This window comes from Ramlibacter tataouinensis (genome assembly GCF_027941915.1).
In the GTDB taxonomy this organism is placed as follows: Bacteria; Pseudomonadota; Gammaproteobacteria; order Burkholderiales; family Burkholderiaceae_C; genus Ramlibacter; species Ramlibacter tataouinensis_C.
The window spans coordinates 2,188,972-2,210,813 of record NZ_CP116009.1; the positions used below are offsets into that span (position 1 = coordinate 2,188,972).

Genomic DNA, 21,842 nt, shown 5'->3' on the forward strand with positions numbered 1-21,842 from the left:
GCAGGACGAGGCTGGGCGGCCTTGCCGCTGGCCCGGCCTGGTTCATCGCCAGCGCCGCATCGCCGCCCGCTGCCGCGCCTGGCTCAAGGCCGAGCCGTCCGAGACGCCGCCGTAGTGGGCGGCGAGCGCGGCGACCGTCGGGAAGCGGAACACGTCCAGTGCGTCGGCCGCGATGCCGCAGCGTTCACCGATCCGGCGGCTCAGCTGGATGGCCTTGAGCGAGGTGCCGCCGAGGTCGAAGAAATTGCCGCCACGGGGCACGTCCGCGAGCGACAGCAGCTCGCGCATGGCTGCGGCGATGTCGGATTCGAGCGTCGCCGTGTCCACGGGCGAGCCCGCTCTGCCGGCAGGGGCGCTGGCTGGGGCAGCCTTGACGGCCGCGGCCATCGTGCCGGCCCCGGCGGCTTGCATCAGCGTGGCCGGCACCCCCAGCGCGGTGGCGCCGGCCGGCACATCGGCGAGCACCAGCGTGTTGGCGGCGATGGTGGCTCCGGCGCCGATGCGCAAGTCGGGCAGGATGCTGGCGTTCGAGCCCAAGTACACCCCGTCGTCCAGCACCACGCGGGCGTTGATGACGGCGTTGGGGGCCACCACGCAGCCCTGGCCCAGCCGGGAACCATGGCCCACCACGGCGCCCACCAGCACCACGCTCGACCGCCCTACCGAAGCGGCGGCGCCGATCGTCGCGTGCTCGTAGATGCTGACTTCACCGGCCAGCTGGGTGCCGATCAAGTCGACGCCGGGGTGCACCAAGGAAGCGAAGGGAATGCGAAAGCCTGCGATGCGCTCGCGGGCGCGGGCGCGGCCGGCGGTGGTGCGGGTGACGAGGTTCACCACTTCATCGAGCGCCGGGTCGGCTTCGCGCAGCAGGTCGAACGAGCCGGCCACGCACAGGTCCATGCGGGTGCTGCCGTGCTTGCTGGCATCGTCGTCGAGCAGCACGATGCGACGCCAGCGCCTGCTGGCGCGGTTGACCTGCAAGGCCAGGCGGATGCCCTCGCCGTTGCCCGCACCGCACAGGTAGAGCGTTCTCATCGGGCCGCCTCCCCGTTCAGGCGTTGCCAGGTGGGCTCGATGGGGACCGCTTCGGCTTCCGGCCGCACCCGTTCGGCGGCGCCGGTCATCCAGTCGGTGCACTTGAGGCAGCGCGCCGGCAGCTGGTCGAACCTGCGCTCCAGGTGCAGATCCCGATACCGGCCGAGCTGGGCCCACAGGCTCGAGAGGCTGTCGTGCCAGGCGTTGCCGGCGCCCTCTTCGCACTCGGTGTCGCCGGGACAGCGCGGCACGCGGCCGTCCCAGAACACATGCATCATCGTCACGGCCCAGGGGCAGGGAATGCGCTCGTCATTCGAGATGCCCAGGCCGGTTTCGAACTGGCCGCCCCAGCTGAGCTGGCGGCGCACCTTCACCACGGCGTTGCGCGCCAGCCAGTAGGCCTTGTATTCACCGACTTCGTGGGCGTTGTCATCCATGGCGATGAACTGCACCTGGATGGCCAGCTTCGAGCCGGACTCGTCGCGCCGCTTCAGCAGTCGTTCCACGTTGGCATACACCACGTCGCGATCGGCCTTCACGCGGTACTTCTCGAAGGACGCCTTGGAGAAACCGTCGACGCCGAAGACGATCAGGTGCGCGCCTGAACCGAGGATCGCCTCGTTCAGATCGGCCGTGAGCAGCATGCCGTTGGTGTTGATGTTCATCGACTTCAAGCCGACCGACCGGCCGTAGTCGAGGCACTTCAACAGCAGCTCGGGCTCGAGCAGGGGCTCGCCGCAGAACGAGAACCAGCATTCGGTCCGGGGCGAGATGGCTGCGATCTCGTCGGCACACTTCTGCCACAGCGCGAAGGGCATCGTGCCCTTGGGTCGCTTCATCCAGGGGTGGTGGCACATCGAGCAGGCCAGGTTGCATTCGGCGCAAAGTTCGACAGCGAATTTCCTGGGGAAGGCGAACTTGCCCAAGGTGGCGGCAATATCTTCGAGTTCGACGGCAGCCATCGTGCATCTCCATGAAAGGTGGAACGGGACGCCCCGATGCCGGAGGGAACCCAAGCCACACCCGGCATCACGAATCAGCCTAATGAATGCCCGTGATCTGGTGGGGTCGCGGGAGGCCACGTTCGACCGAGTGCTTGATCTGCGTCATCGGTTCTTCACCAGCGAACCGAACGGCACAAGCCATCCGTGGCCGCACTCCTGCGCGGAGACCACGCCGATGAGTCCTTCGATGAGCTCGGGCGCAAGCCCATCCGTTTCGACGGCGGGAACAGCGCCCGCACCGCTTCGATCCGGACGGCCGCGGCTTGCGCGGCGGACATCCTGTGCGCCTCGAACGAACGCACCCGCATCCAGGTGCCCGCTAGACTGCCCGCCATGAACCCGCGCGCCGTCGTCGACCCGAGCCGCTGCCCGCTGTGCGGCCAGTCCAACCGCTGCGCCAACGAAGTCGAGCGCGCGACCGGGCGGCCGCAGCCGCCCTGCTGGTGCACCCGGGCCGATTTCACGCGCGAGCTGCTGGCGCAAGTGCCGCCGCAGGCCGTCGACAAGGCCTGCATTTGCGCGGCTTGCGCCGCGGCGGCCGCGAGGTAGCGGCCCCCTTGCCATCAAGCCCGCGCCGGCAGCTGGTCCCGCGCGGGGCAGCACTCGCGAATAATGGCCGCATGTGCCAGCTCCTCGGGATGAACTGCAACACCGCCACGGACATCACGTTCAGCTTCAGCGGCTTTGCCCAGCGCGGCGGCCGCACCGACCACCACGCCGATGGCTGGGGCATCGCCTTCTTCGAAGGACGGGGCCTGCGCCACTTCGTCGATCACGAGCCGGCGGCGCAGTCGCCGGTGGCCGGGCTGATCCGCCGCTACCCGATCAAGAGCCGCAACGTCATCGCCCACATCCGCAAGGCGACGCAGGGCGAGGTCGCGCTGGAGAACTGCCACCCGTTCGTGCGCGAACTGTGGGGCCGCTACTGGGTGTTCGCCCACAACGGCGACCTGAAGGACTTCCAGCCGCGGCTGCACGCCAGCTTCCAGCCGGTCGGCAGCACCGACAGCGAGCGGGCCTTCTGCTGGATCCTGCAGGAGCTGTGGAAGTCGCACGCCGGCGTGCCCAGCGTGGCCGAGCTGACCCTCACCCTGCGCGAGCTGGCCCCGCGCATCGCCCGCCACGGTCCGTTCAACTTCCTGCTGTCCAACGGCGAGGCGCTGTGGGCGCACTGCGCGACCAACCTGTTCCACGTCGAGCGCAAGCACCCGTTCACCCATGCGCGGCTGAAGGACGAGGACCTGTCGATCGACTTCGCCCACCACACCACGCCGCAGGACCGGGTGGCGGTGGTGGTCACCGCGCCGCTGACGGTGAACGAGGACTGGCAGCAGATGCAGCCGGGCGAGCTGCGCGTGTTCGTCGACGGCGCCGCGGTGGCTTGAACGTCAGGCGGCCATCGCCGCTTCCAGCGCGTCGATGAACATGGCGGGCACGTCGAAGCCGGCCTGCTGGTGGATCTCCTGGAAGCAGGTCGGGCTGGTGACGTTGATCTCCGTGAGGTAGTCGCCGATCACGTCCAGGCCGACCAGCAGCAGCCCGCGCGCGGCCAGCACCGGCCCCAGCGCCTGGGCGATCTCGCGGTCGCGCGCGGTCAGCGGCTGGGCCACGCCCTTGCCGCCGGCGGCCAGATTGCCGCGCACTTCCGAGCCCTGCGGAATGCGCGCCAGGCTGAAGGGCACCGGCTGGCCGCCGATCACCAGCACGCGCTTGTCGCCCTGCACGATCTCGGGCACGAAGCGCTGCACCATGATCGTCGTGTCCCCGTGACGGTTGAGCGTCTCGGTGATCGAGCCCAGGTTCAGTCCGTCCGGTCCGACCCGGAAGATCCCCATGCCGCCCATGCCGTCCAGCGGCTTGAGGATGATGTCCTGGTGCTCGGCATGGAAGCGCCGCACCTCCTGCGGGTCGCGCGTCACCAGCGTCGGCGCGACGAACCGGGGGAACTCCATCACCGCCAGCTTCTCCGGGTGGTCGCGCAGCGAGCGCGGGCTGTTGAACACGCGCGCGCCCTCGCGCTCGGCCTGCTCCAGCAGGTGGGTGGCGTAGAAGTATTCCGGGTCGAACGGCGGGTCCTTGCGCATCAGCACCGCGTCGAATTCGTTCAGCGCGAGCGTCGGGCTGGCGGTCTCGGCGAACCAGTCCTCGTCCGAGCCGGTCAGGCGGATCTCGCGCACGCTGGCGTGCACCGGGCCGCCGGAGCGCCAGGACAGATGGCGCGGCTCGCAGGCGGCAACGGAATGGCCGCGCCGCTGCGCCTCGCGCATCATGGAAAAGGTGGTGTCCTTGTAGACCTTGAAGGCCTCCAGCGGATCGGCAACGAAAAGCAGCTTCATGGTGTGGGCTCGGCGGTGCGTTCAGGCGCGGGGCGCCGGGATGGCGAGCCCGCGCTGCACCGCGGGGCGGGCGAGGAAGGCGTCAAGTGCGCGCTGCACGTGGGTGAAGGTGCCGAACTCGACCAGCTCGCCGGCGCCATAGAAGCCGACCAGGTTGCGCACCCACGGGAACGTCGCGATATCAGCCACGCTGTAGTCGTCGCCGGCCAGCCAGCGGCTTTCGGCCAGTTGCTTGTCCAGCACGCCGAGCAGGCGGCGCGACTCGGCGACATAGCGGTCGCGCGGACGCTTGTCCTCGTAATCCTTGCCGGCGAACTTGTGGAAGAAGCCGACCTGGCCGAACATCGGCCCGACCCCGCCCATCTGGAACATCAGCCACTGCACCGCCTGCCAGCGCAGCGCCGGATCGCGCGGCAGCAGCTGGCCGGTCTTCTCGGCCACGTACAGCAGGATGGCGCCGGATTCGAACAGCGCGAGCGGCCGGCCGCCGGGCCCGTCGGGATCGAGGATGGCCGGGATCTTGTTGTTCGGGCTGAGCGACAGGAATTCCGGCGAGAGCTGGTCCTGCCGGTCGAAGTCGATCCGGTGCACCTCGTAGGGCAGCCCGGTCTCCTCCAGCACGATGGAGGCCTTGACGCCGTTGGGCGTGGCCAGCGAGTACAGCTGCAGCCGATCCGGGTGCTGCGCCGGCCACTTGCGGGTGATGGGAAATGGGGACAGGTCCGTCGTCATCCCGACACCGTAGCACGGCTTCGGAGCGCCCGCGGCGCGTGGGTTCTCCGGCGGCGTGCCATGGGTTTGCGAGGAGGCGCCGCGCCGCGGCCCTGCCTACACTCGACCGGCAGCGATGGGCTGCGACCCCGATACGACAGGAGTTCGCATGAAGAAGATGTTCCTGATTCCCCTGGCGCTGGCCCTGGGGGCCACGGGCGCGGCCGCCGACACGCTCAAGAAGGTGGCCGACAGCAATCGGATCACGCTCGCCTATCGCGAGGCCTCCGTGCCTTTCAGCTACCTGGCCGGCCCCGAGAAGCCGGTGGGCATGATGGTGGAAATCTCCGAGGCCATCGCCGCCGAGGTCGGCAAGGTCACCAACAAGCCCAACCTCGAGGTGCGCTGGCAGGCCGTGACCTCCGCCAACCGCATCCCGCTGCTGACCAACGGCACGGTGGACCTGGAGTGCGGCTCGACCACCAACAACAGCGCCCGCGGCAAGGACGTGCAGTTCGCCATCAACCACTTCTACACCGGCACGCGCCTGCTGGTGAAGAAGGACAGCGGCATCAAGAACTGGTCCGACCTGGCCGGCAAGACCGTGGCCACCACCACCGGCACCACCAATTTCCAGGTCATGCGCAAGTACAACGCCGACAAGAACCTGAACATGAACATCGTCGCCGCCAAGGACCACGGCGAATCCAAACTGCTGGTGGAATCCGGCCGCGCCGTCGCCTTCGGCATGGACGACATCCTGCTGTACGGGCTCAAGGCCAGCGACCGCAACCCGGCCGACTGGGACGTGGTCGGCGAGGCGCTGCAGGTGGAGCCGTACGCCTGCATGCTGCGCAAGGACGACCCGCAGTTCCACGCGCTCGTCAACCGCGTGATCGGCGGCATGATGAAGGACGGCACCTTCGAGAAGCTGTACGCCAAGTGGTTCACCTCGCCGATCCCGCCGCGGAACGCGAACCTGGGCTTCCCGATGGCGCCCGAGCTGAAGGAGAACCTGAAGGTCCAGAGCGACAAGCCGGCCACCTGAGCGGCGGCGGCGCCATGCAACAAGGGGCGCCACGGTGCCCCTTGTTGCGTTGGTGCCGTCAGATCTCGACCTTGGCGCCGAGCTCCACCACCGCGTTGCTCGGCAGGTTCAGGAACTCGGCCGCCGCGCCGGCGTTGTGGTGCATCTGGGCGAACAGCTTCTCGCGCCAGGGCGCCATGCCGCCGCCCATGGTGGGCACCACCAGGTCGCGCGAGAGGAAGTAGCTGGTGGTCATCGGCTGCAGTTCGCAGCCGCGCCCGCGCATCTGCTCCAGCGCGCGCGGCACGTCGTAGTCGTTCTTGAAGCCGTAGTGGATCACCACCTGCCAGCAGTTGCGGCCCAGCGGCTCGACCTCCAGCCGCTTGCCCATGCCGATCCACGGCACCTCGTGGCTGCGCACGGTGACGAACAGGTTCTGTTCGTGCAGCACCTTGTTGTGCTTGAGGTTGTGCAGCAGCGCGTTGGGCACGGTGCCCGGCTCGGCGGTCATGAACACCGCGGTGCCCTCGACCCGCGTCGGCGGACTGACGAACACCGCCTCCAGGAAGCTGGGCAGGTCGATCGCGTCGGCCCGCAGCTTCTCGTTCATCAGCGCCCGGCCCTCCTTCCAGGTCATCATCAGCGTGAACATCAGCGCGCCGATCAGCACCGGGAACCAGCCGCCGTGCAGCAGCTTGAGCAGGTTGGACGAGAAGAACATCAGGTCCACCGCGAAGAACAGCGAGGTCGCCGCGATGCACAGCGCCAGCGGGTAGCCCCAGGCGTAGCGGATCACGAAGAAGGTCAGCACCGTGGTGATCAGCATGTCGGTGGTCACCGCGATGCCGTAGGCGAAGGCCAGGTTGGTGGAGTTGCGAAAGAGCCCGACCGCCAGCACGATCGCCCCGAACAGCGTCCAGTTCACCACCGGGATGTAGATCTGGCCGGTCTCGCGCACCGAGGTGTGCCGGATCTCCATGCGCGGCAGGTAGCCCAGCTGGATCGCCTGCTTGGTCACCGAGAACGCCGCCGACAGCAGCGCCTGCGAGGCGATCACCGTGGCGGCGGTGGCCAGCAGCACCAGCGGCACCAGTGCCCACGACGGGGCCAGCTTGTAGAACGGGTTGTCGACCGCGCCCGGCGTGTACAGCAGCAGCGCACCCTGGCCGAAATAGTTCAGCACCAACGCCGGCATCACCAGCCCGAACCAGGCCAGCCGGATCGGCTTCTTGCCGAAGTGCCCCATGTCGGCGTACAGCGCCTCGGTGCCGGTGACGGCCAGCACCAGCGCGCCGAGCAGCACGAAGCTGGTGCCGGGCTGCTGCAGCACGAAGCGTAGCGCATGGTGCGGGCTGACCGCGCCCAGCACCTCCGGATGGGCGGCGATGTGCGGGATGCCCAGCGCCGCGATCGACAGGAACCACACCGTGCAGACCGGCCCGAACAGCCGGCCGATGCCGCCGGTGCCGCTCTTCTGCAGCCAGAACAGGATGAAGATGATCACCAGCGCCGCCGGCACCACGTAGGGCGTGAGGGCCGGCGACAGCAGCTCCACGCCCTCCACCGCCGACAGCACCGAGATCGCCGGGGTGATCACGCCGTCGCCGTAGAAGATGGCGGTGCCGAAGATGCCGACCACCAGCAGCGCGCCGCGCAGCCGCGGGCGCTCGTTCATCGCGGTGGTGGCCAGCGCCAGCATGGCGATCAGGCCGCCTTCGCCGTTGTTGTCGGCGCGCAGGATCAGGCCGACGTACTTGACCGAGACGACGATCGTCACGGTCCAGAAGACCAGCGACAGGATGCCGTAGACGTTGTCCGGGGTGAGCGCGACCAGGCCGGAGTTGAACACCACCTTGAGCGCATACAGCACGCTGGTGCCGATGTCGCCATAAACGATGCCGATGGCGCCCAGGGTCAGCGCCGCTAGCGAGGATTTGGTGCTTGGCACGAAGGCCCCCGTCTTGGCGCCGGCAAAGGCGCGGGGTTCCGTTAGTCGAAAAGCCCGCTATTGTGCGCCCGCGCCCCGGCTTGCGCAGCGGCCATGTTGCAGCGCAACAACTCGCGCCGCCCCGTCAGTCGTAGGTCTCCGCCTCGGGGTCGGTGGCTTCCAGTTCGTAGCTGGCGGCCAGCATCGCCAGCCGGCCGATCACCCCGTACATGTAGAAGCGGTTGGGTGCGCTGGCGCCGGGCTTTTCCCCCAGTTGCGGCAAGCGCGTGCTTTCGGCGAACGCCAGGGGTACGAAGCCGGCCCCGGGTGCGTTCAGGTTCTCGTCGATGCCGCGCTCGGGGTGCACGCGGTAGAAGCCGCCGACCACGTAGCGGTCCATCAGGTAGACGACGGGCTCGGCCACCGCGTCCTGGATGCGCTCGTAGGTCTGCACGCCCTCCTGGATGATCACGTCCTTGATCGGCTGGCCATCCTTGATGACGCCCATCTTGTTCTTGGTGCGCCGGTTGAGCTGTTCCAGGTCCTTGACGTCCCGCACGGTCATGATGCCCATGCCGTAGGTCCCGTTGTCGGCCTTGACCACCACGAACGGCTTCTCGTTGATGCCGTATTCCTTGTACTTGCGGCGGATGCGGGTCAGCAGCGCGTCGACGTTGGTGGTCAGGCAGTCCATGCCCGTGCCTTCGGCGAAATTGATCTCGCCGCAGCGGTTGAACATCGGGTTCACCAGCCAGGGGTCGATGCCCAGCATCTTGCCGAAGCGCTTGGCCACCTCCTCGTAGCTCTGGAAATGCCGGCTCTTGCGCCGCACCGACCAGCCGGCGTGCAGCGGCGGCAGCAGGTACTGCTCGTGCAGGTCCTCCAGGATGCCGGGCGCGCCGGCCGAGAGGTCGTTGTTGAGCAGGATGGTGCAGGGGTCGAAGTCCTTCAGCCCCAGGCGCCGCTTGCTGCGCACCACCGGCTCCAGCAGGATCGACTCGCCGGTGGGCAGGCGCACCGTGGTCGGCTCCTTGATGTCCGGGTTGATCGAGCCGATGCGCACGTTCAGCCCGGCCATGTGGAAGATGCGCTTCAACTGAAGCACGTTGGCCAGGTAGAAGCTGTTGCGCGAGTGGTTCTCCGGGATCACCAGCAGGTTCCTGGCTTCCGGGCAGATCTTCTCGATCGCCGCCATTGCCGCCTGCACCGCCAGCGGCAGCATCTCGGGCGTCAGGTTGTTCCAGCCGCCGGGAAACAGGTTGGTGTCCACCGGCGCCAGCTTGAAGCCGGCGTTGCGCAGGTCCACCGAGGTGTAGAACGGCGGCGTGTGCTCCATCCACTCGAGCCGGAACCAGCGCTCGATGGCGGGCGTCGACTCCAGGACGCGCTGCTCGAGCTCGTTGATCGGGCCGGTCAGGGCGGTGATGAGGTGGGGGACCATGGGGCTTGCCGCCGGCGGGCGACGGAAATATTCGACAGGATTCTAGGGATTTGAGGCCGTCGCAACGGCTTGCAAGGGCAGCTCGGCCGTGGCGGCGCGGCCACCCTCAGGTGCGGACTTCGCCCTGGCCCAGCACGACCCATTTCAGGGAGGTGAGCCCTTCGATGCCGACCGGACCACGGGCATGGAACTTGTCGGTGCTGATGCCGATCTCCGCGCCCAGGCCGTACTCGAAGCCGTCGGCGAAGCGGGTGCTCGCATTGACCATCACGCTGGCCGAATCGACCTCGCGCAGGAAGCGCTGCGCATGCACGTGGTCGCGCGTGACGATGGCGTCGGTGTGGTGGCTGCCGTAGCGGTTGATGTGGGCGATCGCCTCGTCCAGTCCGGCCACCACCTTGACGCTGATGATGGGCGCCAGGTACTCCTCGGACCAGTCCTGCTCGGTCGCGTCCTTGAGCAGCTCGCCCGGCGCGGCGGCCGCCAGGATGGCCCGGGCCTCGCCGTCGCAGCGCATCTCCACGCCCTTGGCCGCGAGCACCGCACCGATCTTCGGCAGGAATCCGGCGGCCACCCCGCGCGCCACCAGCAGCCCCTCGCTGGCGTTGCAGGGGCTGTACTTCTGGGTCTTGGCGTTGTCCACCAGCTTCACCGCCATCTCGAGGTCGCAGGGATCGTCGACGTAGGTGTGGCAGTTGCCGTCCAGGTGCTTGATCACCGGCACCTTGGCGTCGCGGCTGATGCGCTCGATCAGGCCCTTGCCGCCGCGCGGGATGATCACGTCCACGTACTGCGGCATGGCGATCAGCTGGCCGACCGCCTCGCGGTCGGTGGTCTGCACCAGCTGCACCGCGTCCTCGGGCAGGCCGGCTTCGGCCAGCGCCTCGCGCACCAACCGCGCCAGCGCCTTGTTGGACTCGATCGCCTCCGAGCCGCCGCGCAGGATGCAGGCGTTGCCGCTCTTGATCGACAGGCTGGCCGCCTCCACCGTCACGTTGGGGCGGCTTTCGAACACCATGCCGAACACGCCGATCGGCACCCGCATGCGGCCGACCCGGATGCCGCTGGGCTGCTCGGCCAGGCCGCTGACCTCGCCGATGATGTCGGACATCGCGGCCAGCTGCTCGCAGCCTTCGGCCAGCGTCTCGACGATCTTCGGCGTGAGCTTGAGCCGGTCCACCATGGGGGCGGCCAGGCCGCCCGCCTCGGCCCGCTCGATGTCCTTGCGGTTGTCGATCGCCAGGGCGTCGACCGCCCCCCGCAGCCTGCGCGCCAGCGCGCGCAGGGCCGCATTGCGGGCTGCCGCCGATGCCGCCGACATGCGGGTGCTGGCCTGCCGGGCCTGCAGGCCCAGCGTCTGCATGTATTCGGCGACGTTCAGCGCATTCATGGGCCCGAATTATCCCCCCTGCGTCGCAGGGGGCGCCGCCGCGAGGGCTCAGGCGCGGCTGCGCGGGGACGCCGCCGGTGCGCAGGCCCGGCACAGCTCGCCGGCCAGCCGGTGCAGCGCCTGCCAGCCATCGGCCGGCCAGCCCGGCGCCTTCAGGCCCTTGACGATGCCGTCCACCACGTGGGCGGCCTGCAGCAGGTTGTCCAGCGTCACGGCGGGCAGGCGCGGCAGCACCCGCTCGAACAGCCGCTCCTTCAGCCCCCAGACCCGCTGCTCGCGCAGCGCCAGCGGCAGCGGCCGGCCGGCGGCGATGGCGTCCTTGACCCGCTTGAGCGCGCGGATGTCCTCGGCCAGCGTGTAGTGCACCAGCACCTCGGCCTCGCCCTCGGCCTGCAAGCCGTCCAGCATGCGCTGCACGCGCGCCATCTGGCCGGCCAGCACCGCCTCGGACAGCTTGAACACGTCGTAGCGCGCCACGTTCAGCACCGCCGCCTCGACCTGCTCGAACCCCAGCTCGCCGGCCGGGTACAGCAGGCCCAGCTTCTGGATTTCCTGGTGCGCCGCCAGCAGGTTGCCCTCCACCCGGTCGGCGAAGAACTGCAGCGTGCGCTGGCCCTCTTCGCCGGCGGCCACCCGCTGGCCCTGGCGCGCCAGCCGCTGGGCGATCCAGGGCGGCAGCGCGGCGCGCTCGACCGGATCGAGCTGCACCGTGACGCCGTGGCTGTCGAGCGCGGCGAACCAGGCGCCGTTGCGCGTCAGGCGGTCCAGCCGGGGCAGCAGCACCAGCGTCAGGGTGCTGTCGTTGCCGGGCGCGGCCTCGGCCAGTTGCTGCAGGGCCGCGCTGCCGTCCTTGCCCGGCTTGCCGGAGGGAATGCGCACTTCCAGGATCTGCCGCTCGGCGAACAGGCTGAGCGAACCACCGGCGGCCAGCACGCTGCTCCAGTCGAAATGGGCGCCGGCCACGGTGTGGACGCTGCGCTCGGCATAGCCCTGGGCGCGCGCCGCCTCGCGGATCGCGTCGGCCGCTTCCTGCACCAGCAGCGGCTCGTCGCCGTGCAGCGTGTACAGGGGCTTGAGCCCCTTGCCCAGGTGGGCGGCGAGCTGGGCGGCGGCAACTTGCATCGATGCAAGTTTAGGCGCTGTGGCTGGCCGTCCGCACCGCCGCCAGCGCGACGTCCCGGAACACGCCGACCGCCCTGTCGATCAGCGCCGGCGTGATGGTCAGCGGCGGCGCGAAGCGGTTCACGGTCTCGTGCGTCTCCTTGGACAGCACGCCGCGCCGCGCCAGCTGCTCGACCAGGCGGCGCGCCGAGCCGTGGGCCGGGTCAATGTCCACGCCGGCCCACAGCCCGCGCCCGCGCACCGCGCGGATCAGCGGCCGGGCGGCGCCCTGCACCTCGTGCAGCCGCTCCAGCAGGTACGGGCCCCGTTCGGCGGCGCGCTCGACCAGCCGTTCCTCGTGCAGCACGCACAGGCCCTCCAGCGCGACCGCCGCCGCCAGCGCATTGCCGCCGAAGGTGGAGCCATGGCTGCCCGGGTCGAACACGTCCATCACCGCGGCGTCGGCCAGGAAGGCGCTGACCGGCAGCAGGCCGCCGCCCAGCGCCTTGCCCAGCACCAGCGCGTCGGGCCGGATGCCCTCGTGCTCGAAGGCGAACCAGCGCCCGGTGCGGCCCAGCCCCGCCTGCACCTCGTCGGCGATCAGCAGCACGCGCTCTCGCGTGCACCAGTCGCGCAGCTCGCGGAAGAATCCGGGCGGCGGCAGGATCACCCCGGCTTCGCCCTGGATGGTCTCGATCAGCACGGCGCAGGTGTGCGGGCCCGCGGCGGCCCGCAGGCTGGCCATGTCACCGAAATCGAAGGCGCGAAAGCCGGGCGCGAAGGGGCCGAAGCCGGCCTTGTACTCCGGCTCGCTGGAGAAGCCGACGATGGTGCTGGTGCGGCCGTGGAAGTTGCCGCGCGCCACCAGGATTTCGGCCTGCCCGTCGGGGATGCCCTTGACGCGATAGCCCCAGCGTCGGGCGCACTTGATGGCGGTTTCCACCGCCTCGGCGCCGGTGTTCATCGGCAAGGCGCGGTCGAAGCCGGCCAGCGAGCACAGCCGCGCCAGGAACGGGCCGAGCGTGTCGCCGTAGTAGGCACGCGAGGTGACGGCGACCCGCTCAAGCTGGCGACGGGCAGCGGCCACCAGCCGCGGGTGCAGGTGGCCATGGCTGACCGCCGAGTACGCACCCATCATGTCGATGTACTCGCGCCCTTCCACGTCCCACACCAGGCAGTCCAGCGCCCGGTGCACCACCACCGGCAGCGGCTGGTAGTTGCGCGCACCGTACCGCGCCTCGAGGGCGACGTAGTCGCCGCTGCCGGGTGCTGGCTGGCTGTCCATCGCGGCTCTCCCTGGGGCCCAAAGCCTCGCTGAGCCACTGTAGGCGGCGGGCGGCGGCGCCGGCGTCGGAGAAGGCCGCGTCTGCGCGGGCCTGTCGCAGGGACGGCAGGCGGCCGTGGGCTACAGGCTCTTGACCGCGGCCAGCCGCCGCATCAGCTGCTGCACCAAATCGTTCTGCATGTCGCGGTACAGCAGGCCTTCCTCGGCCTCCTTGGCCAGCACCGCAGACTCGTTGAAGCTGACGTCGCGCTCCTGCACCAGCTCGGTGTCGGGGATCAGCTCGCGGCCCTGCGGCGTGCGCAGGCGGAACTTGAACCGGGTGCGCAACTGGAACTCGCGCACCTGGCCGGTGGCGTTCAGGCCCACCACCACCTTCTCGCGTTGCTCGGCCAGGATGTCGAGCACCACCTGGGCCTGGCTGGGCGCCTCGCCCGCCGCCAGCACCCGCACGCCGCCGCTGCCGGACAGGGTGCGGCGCAGCTGGGCGGCCACGCCGGAGGTCGACCCCGGGATGGCGATGGAGTCGAATGCGAAATCGGGCGCCTCGCGCAGGCGGAAGCCGCACCCTGACAGGCCCAGCACCCCGGCAGCCAGCAACAGGCGGCGCTGCATCAGACCACCACGTTGACCAGGCGGCCGGGCACCACCACCACCTTCTTCGGGGTGGCGCCGGCGCCGAACTTGGCGAACGCCTCGCTGGCCAGCGCCAGCCGCTCGATCTCGTCCTTGCCGGCGCCGGCCGGCACCGACAGCGAGCCGCGGTGCTTGCCATTGACCTGCAGCACCAGTTCGACCTCGTCCTGCTGCAGCGCCTGCTCGTCCACGCGCGGCCAGGGCGCGTCCAGCAGGTCGCCGTGCAGCGCGGTGTAGCCCAGGGCCTCCCACAGGCCATGGGTCAAATGCGGCGTGGCCGGGTACAGCACGCGCAGCAGGATGCCGAAGCCCTCGGCCTGGACCGCGCCGGCGCCCGGCTCGGCCGTGGCACGGAAATCCTCCAGCGCGTTGAGGATCTTCATCGCGCCCGACACCACGGTGTTGTATTGCATGCGGACGTAGTCGTAGTCCACCTGCTTGAGCACGGTGTGCACCTCGTGCCGCAGCGCCCGGGCCGCCTTGCCGAACCCGGCGGCGGCACCCAGCTCCTTCAGGTGGCCGGCAACGGCGCCGGCCGCGTGCAGCTTGTGGCCGAACTGCCAGACCCGGCGCAGGAAGCGGTGGCTGCCTTCCAGTGCCGCATCGTTCCATTCCAGCGTCGCTTCCGGTGGCGCGGTGAACATGGTGTACAGGCGAGCGGTGTCGGCGCCGTACTTCTCGATCAGGTCCTGCGGGTCGACGCCGTTGTTCTTGGACTTGGACATCGTCGTCCAGCCCTCGTAGGTCACCGGCTGGCCGTCGGCCTTCGAGGTGGCCGAGACGACCTTGTTGTGCTCGTCGCGCACGATGTCCAGGTCGTGCGCCCAGAAGTACTGCTTGCCGGTGACGGTGCGCGAGAAGGCCTCGTTGAGCACCATGCCCTGGGTCAGCAGCTTGGTGAACGGCTCGTCGATCTTCACCAGCCCGAGGTCGCGCATCACCTTGGTCCAGAACCGCGCATACAGCAGGTGCAGGATGGCGTGCTCGATGCCGCCGATGTACTGGTCCATCGGCATCCAGTACTGCGTGCCGCCGGCCACCATCGCCTGGTCGTTGGTCGGGTCGCAGTAGCGCATGAAGTACCAGGACGAGTCCACGAAGGTGTCCATGGTGTCGGTCTCGCGCCGCGCCGGCTTGCCGCACACCGGGCACTGGCAGCGCAGGAAGTCCTCGCGCTTGTTCAGCGGGTTGCCGCTGCCGTCGGGCACGCAGTCCTGCGGCAGCACCACCGGCAGGTCCTGCTCGGGCACCGGCACCGCGCCGTGCTCGTCGCAGTGGATGATGGGGATGGGCGTGCCCCAGTAGCGCTGGCGGCTGACGCCCCAGTCGCGCAGGCGCCAGGTGGTCTTCTTCTCGCCCAGCCCCTGCTGCTGCAGCGCGTGCGCCACCGCATCGACCGCCTGCTGGTAGCCGTAGCCGCTGAAGTTGTCGGAGTTGACCGTCACGCCCTGCGCCTTGTCGGCGTACCAGTCCTGCCAGCGGTGGTAGTCGTAGGTCTCGCCGTCGACATGCACCACCTGCAGGATCGGCAGGCCGTACTTCAGGGCGAAGGCGAAGTCGCGCTCGTCATGGCCGGGCACGCCCATCACGGCGCCGTCGCCGTAGCCCATCAGCACATAGTTGCCCACCCACACGTCGACCGGATTGCCGGTGAGCGGGTGCGTGACCTGCAGCCCGGTGGGCATGCCTTCCTTGTCCCGCAGGGCCAGCTCGGCCTCGGTGGTGCCGCCCTTCTTGCAGTCCTCGATGAAGGCGGCCAGCTTGGGGTTGCCGCGGGCGGCGTGCGCCGCCAGCGGATGCTCGGGCGCCACCGCGCAGAAGGTCACGCCCATGATGGTGTCGGCGCGCGTGGTGAACACGTACATGCGGCCGTCGCCGATCAGCTGGCCGTCGTCGCCGCGGATGTCGTGTGGGAAGGCAAAGCGCACGCCTTCGCTCTTCCCGATCCAGTTCTCCTGCATCAGCTTGACGCGCTCGGGCCAGCCCGGCAGCTTGTGCTGCACGTGGTCCAGCAGCTCGGCGGCGTAGTCGGTGATTTTCAGGTAGTAGCCGGGAATCTCGCGCTTTTCCACCACCGCGCCGGTGCGCCAGCCCTTGCCGTCGATCACCTGCTCGTTGGCCAGCACGGTCTGGTCGACCGGGTCCCAGTTCACCACCTGCGTCTTGCGGTAGGCGATGCCCTTTTCCAGCATCTTCAGGAACAGCCACTGGTTCCACTTGTAGTAGGACGGGTCGCAGGTGGCGACCTCGCGCGACCAGTCGATCGCCAGTCCCATGGCCTGCATCTGGCCCTTCATGTAGGCGATGTTCTCGTAGGTCCACTTGGCCGGCGGCACCCCGTTCTTCAGCGCCGCGTTCTCGGCCGGCAGGCCGAAGGCGTCCCAGCCCATGGGCATGAGCACGTTGTAGCCGTTCATGCGCAGGTACCGGGTCAACATGTCGTTGATCGTGTAGTTGCGCACGTGCCCCATGTGCAGCTTGCCGCTGGGGTAGGGCAGCATCGAGCAGGCGTAGAACTTCTTCTTGCGCGCGTCCTCGACCACGCGGTAGGCGTCGCGCGCGGTCCAGTGCGCCTGCGCTGTCTGTTCGACTTCGCGATGGTTGTACTTGTCTTGCATAGCGCGGAATTCTAGGTGGCGGGGCTCAGCCTCAGCGCGGCTCGGCGACGAAGCCGATGCGGTTCAGGCCGGCCTTCTGGGCCGCGCCCATCACCTCCACCACCGTGCCGTACGGCACGGTGCGGTCGGCCCGCAGCTGCACCTCGGTGTCGCGGCTGCGGCCGGCGGCCCGGGCCAGGCCCTGGGCGAGTTGCTCGGCGCTGACCGGCTTGTCGTCCAGGAACAGGTGGCCCTGCGGGGCGATGCCCACCGTGACGAAGCGCGGCGCATCGGTGGGCTGCGCGGCCTCGGCCTGCGGCAGGTCCAACCGCAGCGAGCTGGCCATCAGCGGCGCGGTGATGATCAGGATGACCACCAGCACCAGCATCACGTCGACCAGGGGCGTGACATTGATATCGCTGATGGGTCGCGGCGCTTCGCTGCGCTCGAGGCGGCCGAAGGCCATCTCAGGGCTCCTGCGGCGCCGGCTGGGCCGCCAGTTCGCGCAGGTCGCGCGCGAAGCCCTCCAGGTCGGCCTCGATGCGGCCGATGCGGCGGCCGAAGACGTTGTAGCCCAGCACGGCTGGAATGGCGACCGCCAGCCCGGCGGCCGTCATGATCAACGCCTCGCCCACCGGGCCGGCGACCTTGTCGACGCTGATCTGGCCGGCGTTGGCGATCCCGGTGAGCGCGTGGTAGATGCCCCAGACCGTGCCCAGCAGGCCGACGAACGGCGCGGTCGAACCCACCGAGGCCAGCAGCACCTGGCCGAACTGCAGCTTGTCGACCACCGCATGCAGCGCATCGCGCAGGCCGCGGGTGAGCTGCTGCGCCCGATCGCCGGCAGCCGCCAGCGAACCGGGCGCCTGGGCGGCGGTCGAGGCGATCAGCGGCAGCACCAGCCCCTCGCGGTCGAACGCGCTGACGCGCTGCTGCGCCTCGGCCAGCGACGGCGCCTGCCAGAAGGCGGCGGTGGCGCGGGCCACGTCGGCGCCGGCGCGGCGCAGCAGCCAGCCTTTCCAGAGGATGACGACCCAGCTGGCCACCGACATCAGCAGCAGCAGCAGCGCGACGGCGCGGCCGATCGCATCGGTCTGGCCCAACAGCTCCGCAATGCCCATAGCTCCCCTCCCGAAGGTGCGCGCCGGCGGCGCGCGCCTTACCTCAGGCCCAGCACGTCGAACATGTCGTACAGGCCGTTGCGCCGGCCGGCCAGGAAGCGCACCGCCCGCAGGCTGCCCTGCGCGTAGGTGGCGCGGCTGGACGACTTGTGCGTGACCTCGATGCGCTCGCCGGTGCCGGCGAACAGCACGGTGTGGTCGCCCACGATGTCGCCGCCGCGGATGGTCGAAAAGCCGATGGTGGACGGGTCGCGCTCGCCGGTGACGCCTTCGCGGGCGTACACGGCGCAGTCCTTCAGGTCGCGGCCCAGCGCCGCGGCGATCACCTCGCCCATCTTCAGCGCGGTGCCGGAAGGGGCGTCGACCTTGTGCCGGTGGTGGGCCTCGATGATCTCGATGTCGTAGCCGGTGGACAGCGCCTTGGCGGCCATCTCCAGCAGCTTGAGCGTGACGTTCACGCCCACGCTCATGTTGGGCGCCATCACGATCGCGATGTCGCGCGCATGCTCGGCGATCTGCTGCTTCTGCGCCTCGGAAAAACCGGTGGTCCCGATCACCGCCTGCACGCCCAGCTCGCGGCAGGCGGCCAGGTGCGCCATGGTGCCCTCGGGCCGGGTGAAGTCGATCAGGACCCTGGCGCGCGCCAGGCCGGCGCGCACGTCCGACACCACCGGCACGCCGCTGGCGACGCCGAGAAAGGCCGCCGCGTCATTGCCGATGGCCGGGCTGGAAGGCAGGTCGGTGGCGCCCGCAAGCTGGCAGTCGCCCGAGGCGCGGATCGCCTCGATCAGCATCTGGCCCATGCGGCCGGTGGCGCCGGCCACGGCGACGGGGTGCGGGGTTGCGCCGGTGGTGGCCATGCGGCTTCAGCGCCCGGCGGGCTCGAGGGGGGGATAGACGGCAGGCGCCGCCCCGGCGGCCGCCGGCGGCTGGGCCGGCGCGGCCGGCTTGCCGGCGGCGCGCTGCAACTGCTCGGGACTGGCTTCCAGCACCGGGGTGCGCGCTTCCTTCGGCTTGGCGCCGATCGAGGCGACGAACTCGGCCTCGCTGGGCATCGGGTCGCCCTCGAAGCGGTCCAGCGCGTCGCCCTTGAAGTACAGCGTCAGGCGGCGCGGCGGCTCGTCCACGCCCTGGCGCCGCAAGGTGAAGACGTAGTCCCAGCGGTCCTCGTGGAACAGGCTGCTGACCAGCGGCGTGCCGAGCAGCTCGCGCACCTGCTGGCGGCCCAGGCCGGGCTTGAGCAGCTCGACCTGCTCCTTCGACACGAAGTTGCCCTGCACCACCTCGACCTTGTACGGCGTGACGGCGCCGGCGATGCGCTGGCTGACGCCGTCGACGGTGCCGCAGGCGGCCAGCGCCGCACAGGTCACGAGCACCAGGCTGGGGCGAAGAAGGCTATTGCGCAGCGAAGCCATGGTTCCGAGGGGCAGGGGCTATGATCGAACGATGATTGTAGCGGGAGCCCCTGCGCGGCCCCGCCGCGCGCCATCCATGTCGAATATCGAGGAACTGAAAAACACCGGCCTGAAAGCGACGTTGCCACGACTGAAGATCCTGGAGGTCTTCCAGCGCGGTTCGCAGCGCCACATGACGGCCGAGGACGTGTTCCGGGTGCTGCTGGAGGACCGCTCGGACATCGGCCTGGCCACGGTCTACCGGGTGCTCACGCAGTTCGAGCAGGCCGGCATCCTCTCGCGCAGCCATTTCGAAAGCGGCAAGGCGGTCTACGAGCTCAACGAGGGCACGCACCACGACCACCTGGTCTGCCTGGATTGCGGCCGGGTCGAGGAGTTCTACGACGCCGAGATCGAGAAGCGCCAGAACGCGGTGGCCAAGGCCAAGGGCTTCCACATCGAGGATCACGCGCTGAGCCTGTATGCGCGTTGCACCAAGGCCGATTGCCCGCACCGGCTCAAGCCCCGGAGCTAGCCGTCCCTTTCCATCGCGCGCCGGTGGCGCTCGATGAATTCCTGGTAGGTATCGACGCCACGCAGCTGCAGGATGGTGTTGCGCACCGCCGCTTCCACCAGCACGGCGATGTTGCGGCCGGCCACCACCTGGATCACCGCCTTGCGCACCGGCACGCCCAGCACGTCCTGCACCAGCGGCTCGTAGGGCAGGCGCTCGTAGTCGCGCTCCAGCGTCTCGCGCCGCACCAGGTGCACGATCAGGCGCAGGCGCATCTTGCGGCGCACCGCCGTCTCGCCGAAGATGGCGCGGATGTCCAGCAGGCCGATGCCGCGCACCTCCAGCAGGTTCTGCAGCAGCTCGGGGCAGCGGCCCTCGATGGTGGTCTGGTTGACCCGGTACAGGTCGACCGCGTCGTCGGCCACCAGGCCGTTGCCGCGCGTGATCAGCTCCAGCCCCAGCTCGCTCTTGCCCAGCCCGCTCTCGCCGGTGATCAGCACGCCCAGGCCCAGGATGTCCATGAACACGCCGTGCATGGTGGTGCGCTCGGCGAAGTGGCGCGACAGGTAGGCGCGCAGCACGTCGATCACGAAGGCCGAGGCCTCGCGCGTGGCGAACATCGGGATCTGGGCGCGCTCGCACATCTGCAGCAGCGCCTCGGGCGGCGACTGGCCGTCGGTGAGCACCAGCACCGGCGGCTCCAGCGTCACGATGCGGGCGATGCGGCGGGCGCAGTCTTCCTCGGTGTTGTTGGTGAGGTAGGCGATCTCGCGCTCGCCCAGGATCTGCACCCGGTAGGGATGGATGTAGTTCAGGTAGCCGACCAGGTCGGCGCCGGAGCGGGCGGCGCGCACCGCCACCTCGTCGAAGCGCCGCTCGGAGGCGCCCAGCCCGGCGATCCACTCCCACTTGAGCTGCGCGCGATGGTCCTCGAACAGGACATCGGCGCTGACGACGGTGGGCTTCACGCGCGGGCCGCCGCGATCAGGCTGGCTGGGCCGACTGCCAGTTGGCGATCAGGCCGTGCAGCTCGGCGGCCGTGCCGCTGGCCTTGATCCTCTCGCGCAGCGGCGCGTCCGACAGCAACTCGGCGATCTCGGACAGGATCTCCAGGTGCTTCTGGGTGGCCGCTTCGGGCACCAGCAGGAAGATCAGCAGGCTGACCGGCAGCTCGTCGGGGGCGTCGAAGCCGATCGGGTGGGCCAGCTGGAACAGCGCCGCCATCGGCGCCTTCAGGCCCTTGATGCGGCCATGCGGGATCGCCACGCCATGGCCGAGGCCGGTCGAGCCCAGGCGTTCGCGGGCGAACAGGCTGTCGGTGATGAGCGCGCGCGACAGGCCGTGCAGGTTCTCGAACAGAAGGCCGGCTTCCTCGAATGCACGCTTCTTGCTGGTCGCATCGACGCCCACGAGAACCTGGGCGGCGGGCAGGATGGCTGCGAGGCGGTTCATGGTCGGGATGGCGATTATGCACCCCGTGTCCGGCGCACCGAGGCGGTGCGCGAGCGGCGGGCGGCGGGCCAAAACAACGGTTCCGGCAAGGCCCAAGAACAAAGGGCCCGCAAGGGCCCTCGTCCGGTATGGCGGGTTCGGCGCCCGGCCTACATCACGCGCTTGGCGGCGGAGTGGTGCGCCTGCAGGCGGGTCTTGTGGCGGCCGACCTGGCGATCGAGCTTGTCGACCAGCTGGTCCAGCGCCGCGTACAGGTCCTCGTGGGCGCTCTCGGCGAACATGTCGTTGCCCTTGACGTGAATGCGGCACTCGGCGCGCTGCCTTCGTTCCTTTTCCTTTTGCTTCTCGATGGTGAGGAGAACCTTGATGTCCACCACCTGGTCGAAGTGGCGGGTGATGCGATCGAGCTTGGTGGTCACGTAGTTGCGCAGGGCGGGGGTGACTTCGAGGTGGTGACCGCTGATCGTCAAGTTCATGCTGGAGCCTCCTGGTTCGCTCGGTGGGAGGGCCGGCCACGATACCCGGCAGGCCCAGGAAAAAAGATCGAAGCGCTTGCGAACCACTATGCCCGCCACCCCCCTGAAAAGCAATTGCCGTGGGTCAATCGGACACAAAAAAGGCGGCCCGCAAGCCGCCTCTTGTTTGCTGCGCGCAGCGCGCGCTCACTGCCAGCGCCAACGCGTGTCGCGGTCGATGTAACGGGCCCAGCCCGTGCCGCCGAAGCTCGGATGCGCCTGGGCCCCGGGCCGGCGCTCCAGGTTGGCGTGCTCGATGCCTTCGCGCTGCGGCTTGTCGCGCGGCAGCTCGGTGAACTTGTTGGGGGACTTCGATTCGGTCAACATGCCGGGGCTCCTTGTGCGGGAGGTGTGTGGAC

General features: G+C 69.5%; 23 protein-coding genes. 4 read left to right on the forward strand and 19 right to left on the reverse strand.

Translation table 11 applies throughout. From position 1 onward, the window contains the following. Positions 1-42 precede the first annotated feature (42 nt). Positions 43-1,035 (reverse strand): phosphopantetheine-binding protein, encoded by a 993-nt coding sequence (locus PE066_RS10250; protein ID WP_271236434.1) that lies wholly within the window; start codon positions 1,033-1,035, stop codon positions 43-45. Further along, on the reverse strand, positions 1,032-1,997 hold the full coding sequence (locus tag PE066_RS10255; RefSeq protein WP_271236435.1) for a radical SAM/SPASM domain-containing protein: 966 nt from the start codon (positions 1,995-1,997) through the stop codon (positions 1,032-1,034). The genes PE066_RS10250 and PE066_RS10255 overlap by 4 nt, the downstream gene beginning before the upstream one ends. 186 nt (positions 1,998-2,183) lie before the next feature. Here PE066_RS10255 and PE066_RS21375 point away from each other — a divergent pair, with 186 nt between their 5' ends. After that, positions 2,184-2,588 (forward strand): cysteine-rich CWC family protein, encoded by a 405-nt coding sequence (locus PE066_RS21375; RefSeq protein WP_336298458.1) that lies wholly within the window; start codon positions 2,184-2,186, stop codon positions 2,586-2,588. 71 nt (positions 2,589-2,659) lie between these two features. After that, the gene (locus PE066_RS10265) at positions 2,660-3,424 is read left to right on the forward strand and encodes a class II glutamine amidotransferase (RefSeq protein ID WP_271236436.1); all 765 of its coding nucleotides are present in this window, start codon (positions 2,660-2,662) and stop codon (positions 3,422-3,424) included. Between the two features lie 3 nt (positions 3,425-3,427). Here PE066_RS10265 and gshB read toward each other — a convergent pair whose 3' ends face one another. Next, a complete protein-coding gene (gshB, locus tag PE066_RS10270; protein WP_271236437.1) occupies positions 3,428-4,375 on the reverse strand; it encodes a glutathione synthase in 948 nt (315 codons plus the stop codon). 21 nt (positions 4,376-4,396) lie between these two features. Next, complete coding sequence (locus tag PE066_RS10275) at positions 4,397-5,107, reverse strand: glutathione S-transferase N-terminal domain-containing protein (RefSeq protein WP_271236438.1); 711 nt, start codon at positions 5,105-5,107, stop codon at positions 4,397-4,399. A gap of 148 nt (positions 5,108-5,255) precedes the next feature. Here PE066_RS10275 and PE066_RS10280 point away from each other — a divergent pair, with 148 nt between their 5' ends. After that, complete coding sequence (locus PE066_RS10280) at positions 5,256-6,134, forward strand: transporter substrate-binding domain-containing protein (RefSeq protein ID WP_271236439.1); 879 nt, start codon at positions 5,256-5,258, stop codon at positions 6,132-6,134. 58 nt (positions 6,135-6,192) lie between these two features. Here the strand turns inward: PE066_RS10280 and PE066_RS10285 are convergent, their stop codons facing one another. The 11 genes from PE066_RS10285 to PE066_RS10335 form a co-directional block, all read right to left on the reverse strand. Continuing rightward, on the reverse strand, positions 6,193-8,061 hold the full coding sequence (locus tag PE066_RS10285; RefSeq protein ID WP_271236440.1) for a potassium transporter Kup: 1,869 nt from the start codon (positions 8,059-8,061) through the stop codon (positions 6,193-6,195). A 124-nt stretch (positions 8,062-8,185) separates the two neighbouring features. Next, positions 8,186-9,481, reverse strand: coding sequence for a glutamate--cysteine ligase (gshA, locus tag PE066_RS10290; RefSeq protein WP_271236441.1), 1,296 nt, complete (start codon positions 9,479-9,481; stop codon positions 8,186-8,188). A gap of 106 nt (positions 9,482-9,587) precedes the next feature. Next, positions 9,588-10,871, reverse strand: a complete 1,284-nt coding sequence (locus tag PE066_RS10295) for a glutamate-5-semialdehyde dehydrogenase (RefSeq protein WP_271236442.1) — start codon at positions 10,869-10,871, stop codon at positions 9,588-9,590. A 48-nt stretch (positions 10,872-10,919) separates the two neighbouring features. Next, entirely contained in the window at positions 10,920-11,993 is a 1,074-nt protein-coding gene (holA, locus tag PE066_RS10300) for a DNA polymerase III subunit delta (RefSeq protein ID WP_271236443.1), read from the reverse strand. 10 nt (positions 11,994-12,003) lie between these two features. Next, positions 12,004-13,257: an ornithine--oxo-acid transaminase gene (rocD, locus tag PE066_RS10305; protein WP_271236444.1), complete on the reverse strand. Its 1,254-nt coding sequence runs from the start codon at positions 13,255-13,257 to the stop codon at positions 12,004-12,006. Positions 13,258-13,377: 120 nt separating this feature from the next. Continuing rightward, positions 13,378-13,869 carry an LPS-assembly lipoprotein LptE gene (locus PE066_RS10310; protein ID WP_271236445.1) on the reverse strand — a complete coding sequence of 164 codons (492 nt, stop codon included), beginning with the start codon at positions 13,867-13,869 and terminating at the stop codon, positions 13,378-13,380. Next, a complete protein-coding gene (gene leuS, locus PE066_RS10315) occupies positions 13,869-16,508 on the reverse strand; it encodes a leucine--tRNA ligase (RefSeq protein ID WP_271236446.1) in 2,640 nt (879 codons plus the stop codon). Before leuS ends, PE066_RS10310 begins: the two co-directional genes overlap by 1 nt. Positions 16,509-16,539: 31 nt before the next feature. Further along, a complete protein-coding gene (locus PE066_RS10320; RefSeq protein ID WP_271236447.1) occupies positions 16,540-16,953 on the reverse strand; it encodes an ExbD/TolR family protein in 414 nt (137 codons plus the stop codon). 1 nt (position 16,954) lies between these two features. Further along, positions 16,955-17,608, reverse strand: coding sequence for a MotA/TolQ/ExbB proton channel family protein (locus PE066_RS10325; RefSeq protein WP_271236448.1), 654 nt, complete (start codon positions 17,606-17,608; stop codon positions 16,955-16,957). A 38-nt stretch (positions 17,609-17,646) separates the two neighbouring features. Then, on the reverse strand, positions 17,647-18,468 hold the full coding sequence (gene dapB, locus PE066_RS10330; RefSeq protein WP_271236449.1) for a 4-hydroxy-tetrahydrodipicolinate reductase: 822 nt from the start codon (positions 18,466-18,468) through the stop codon (positions 17,647-17,649). Positions 18,469-18,474: 6 nt separating this feature from the next. After that, the gene (locus tag PE066_RS10335) at positions 18,475-19,023 is read right to left on the reverse strand and encodes an outer membrane protein assembly factor BamE (RefSeq protein ID WP_271236450.1); all 549 of its coding nucleotides are present in this window, start codon (positions 19,021-19,023) and stop codon (positions 18,475-18,477) included. 76 nt (positions 19,024-19,099) lie between these two features. Between PE066_RS10335 and fur the strand changes: the two genes are divergently transcribed. Continuing rightward, positions 19,100-19,537, forward strand: a complete 438-nt coding sequence (gene fur, locus PE066_RS10340; protein ID WP_271236451.1) for a ferric iron uptake transcriptional regulator — start codon at positions 19,100-19,102, stop codon at positions 19,535-19,537. Here the strand turns inward: fur and hprK are convergent. From hprK to PE066_RS10360, 4 genes are all read right to left on the reverse strand, one after another. Continuing rightward, the gene (gene hprK, locus PE066_RS10345; protein ID WP_271236452.1) at positions 19,534-20,484 is read right to left on the reverse strand and encodes an HPr(Ser) kinase/phosphatase; all 951 of its coding nucleotides are present in this window, start codon (positions 20,482-20,484) and stop codon (positions 19,534-19,536) included. The two genes, fur and hprK, sit on opposite strands and share 4 nt — an antisense overlap. Positions 20,485-20,500: 16 nt before the next feature. Continuing rightward, on the reverse strand, positions 20,501-20,968 hold the full coding sequence (locus PE066_RS10350; RefSeq protein WP_271236453.1) for a PTS sugar transporter subunit IIA: 468 nt from the start codon (positions 20,966-20,968) through the stop codon (positions 20,501-20,503). A gap of 149 nt (positions 20,969-21,117) precedes the next feature. Continuing rightward, the gene (hpf, locus tag PE066_RS10355) at positions 21,118-21,444 is read right to left on the reverse strand and encodes a ribosome hibernation-promoting factor, HPF/YfiA family (RefSeq protein WP_271236454.1); all 327 of its coding nucleotides are present in this window, start codon (positions 21,442-21,444) and stop codon (positions 21,118-21,120) included. A gap of 186 nt (positions 21,445-21,630) precedes the next feature. Beyond that, on the reverse strand, positions 21,631-21,810 hold the full coding sequence (locus PE066_RS10360) for a hypothetical protein (RefSeq protein ID WP_271236455.1): 180 nt from the start codon (positions 21,808-21,810) through the stop codon (positions 21,631-21,633). Positions 21,811-21,842 lie beyond the last annotated feature (32 nt).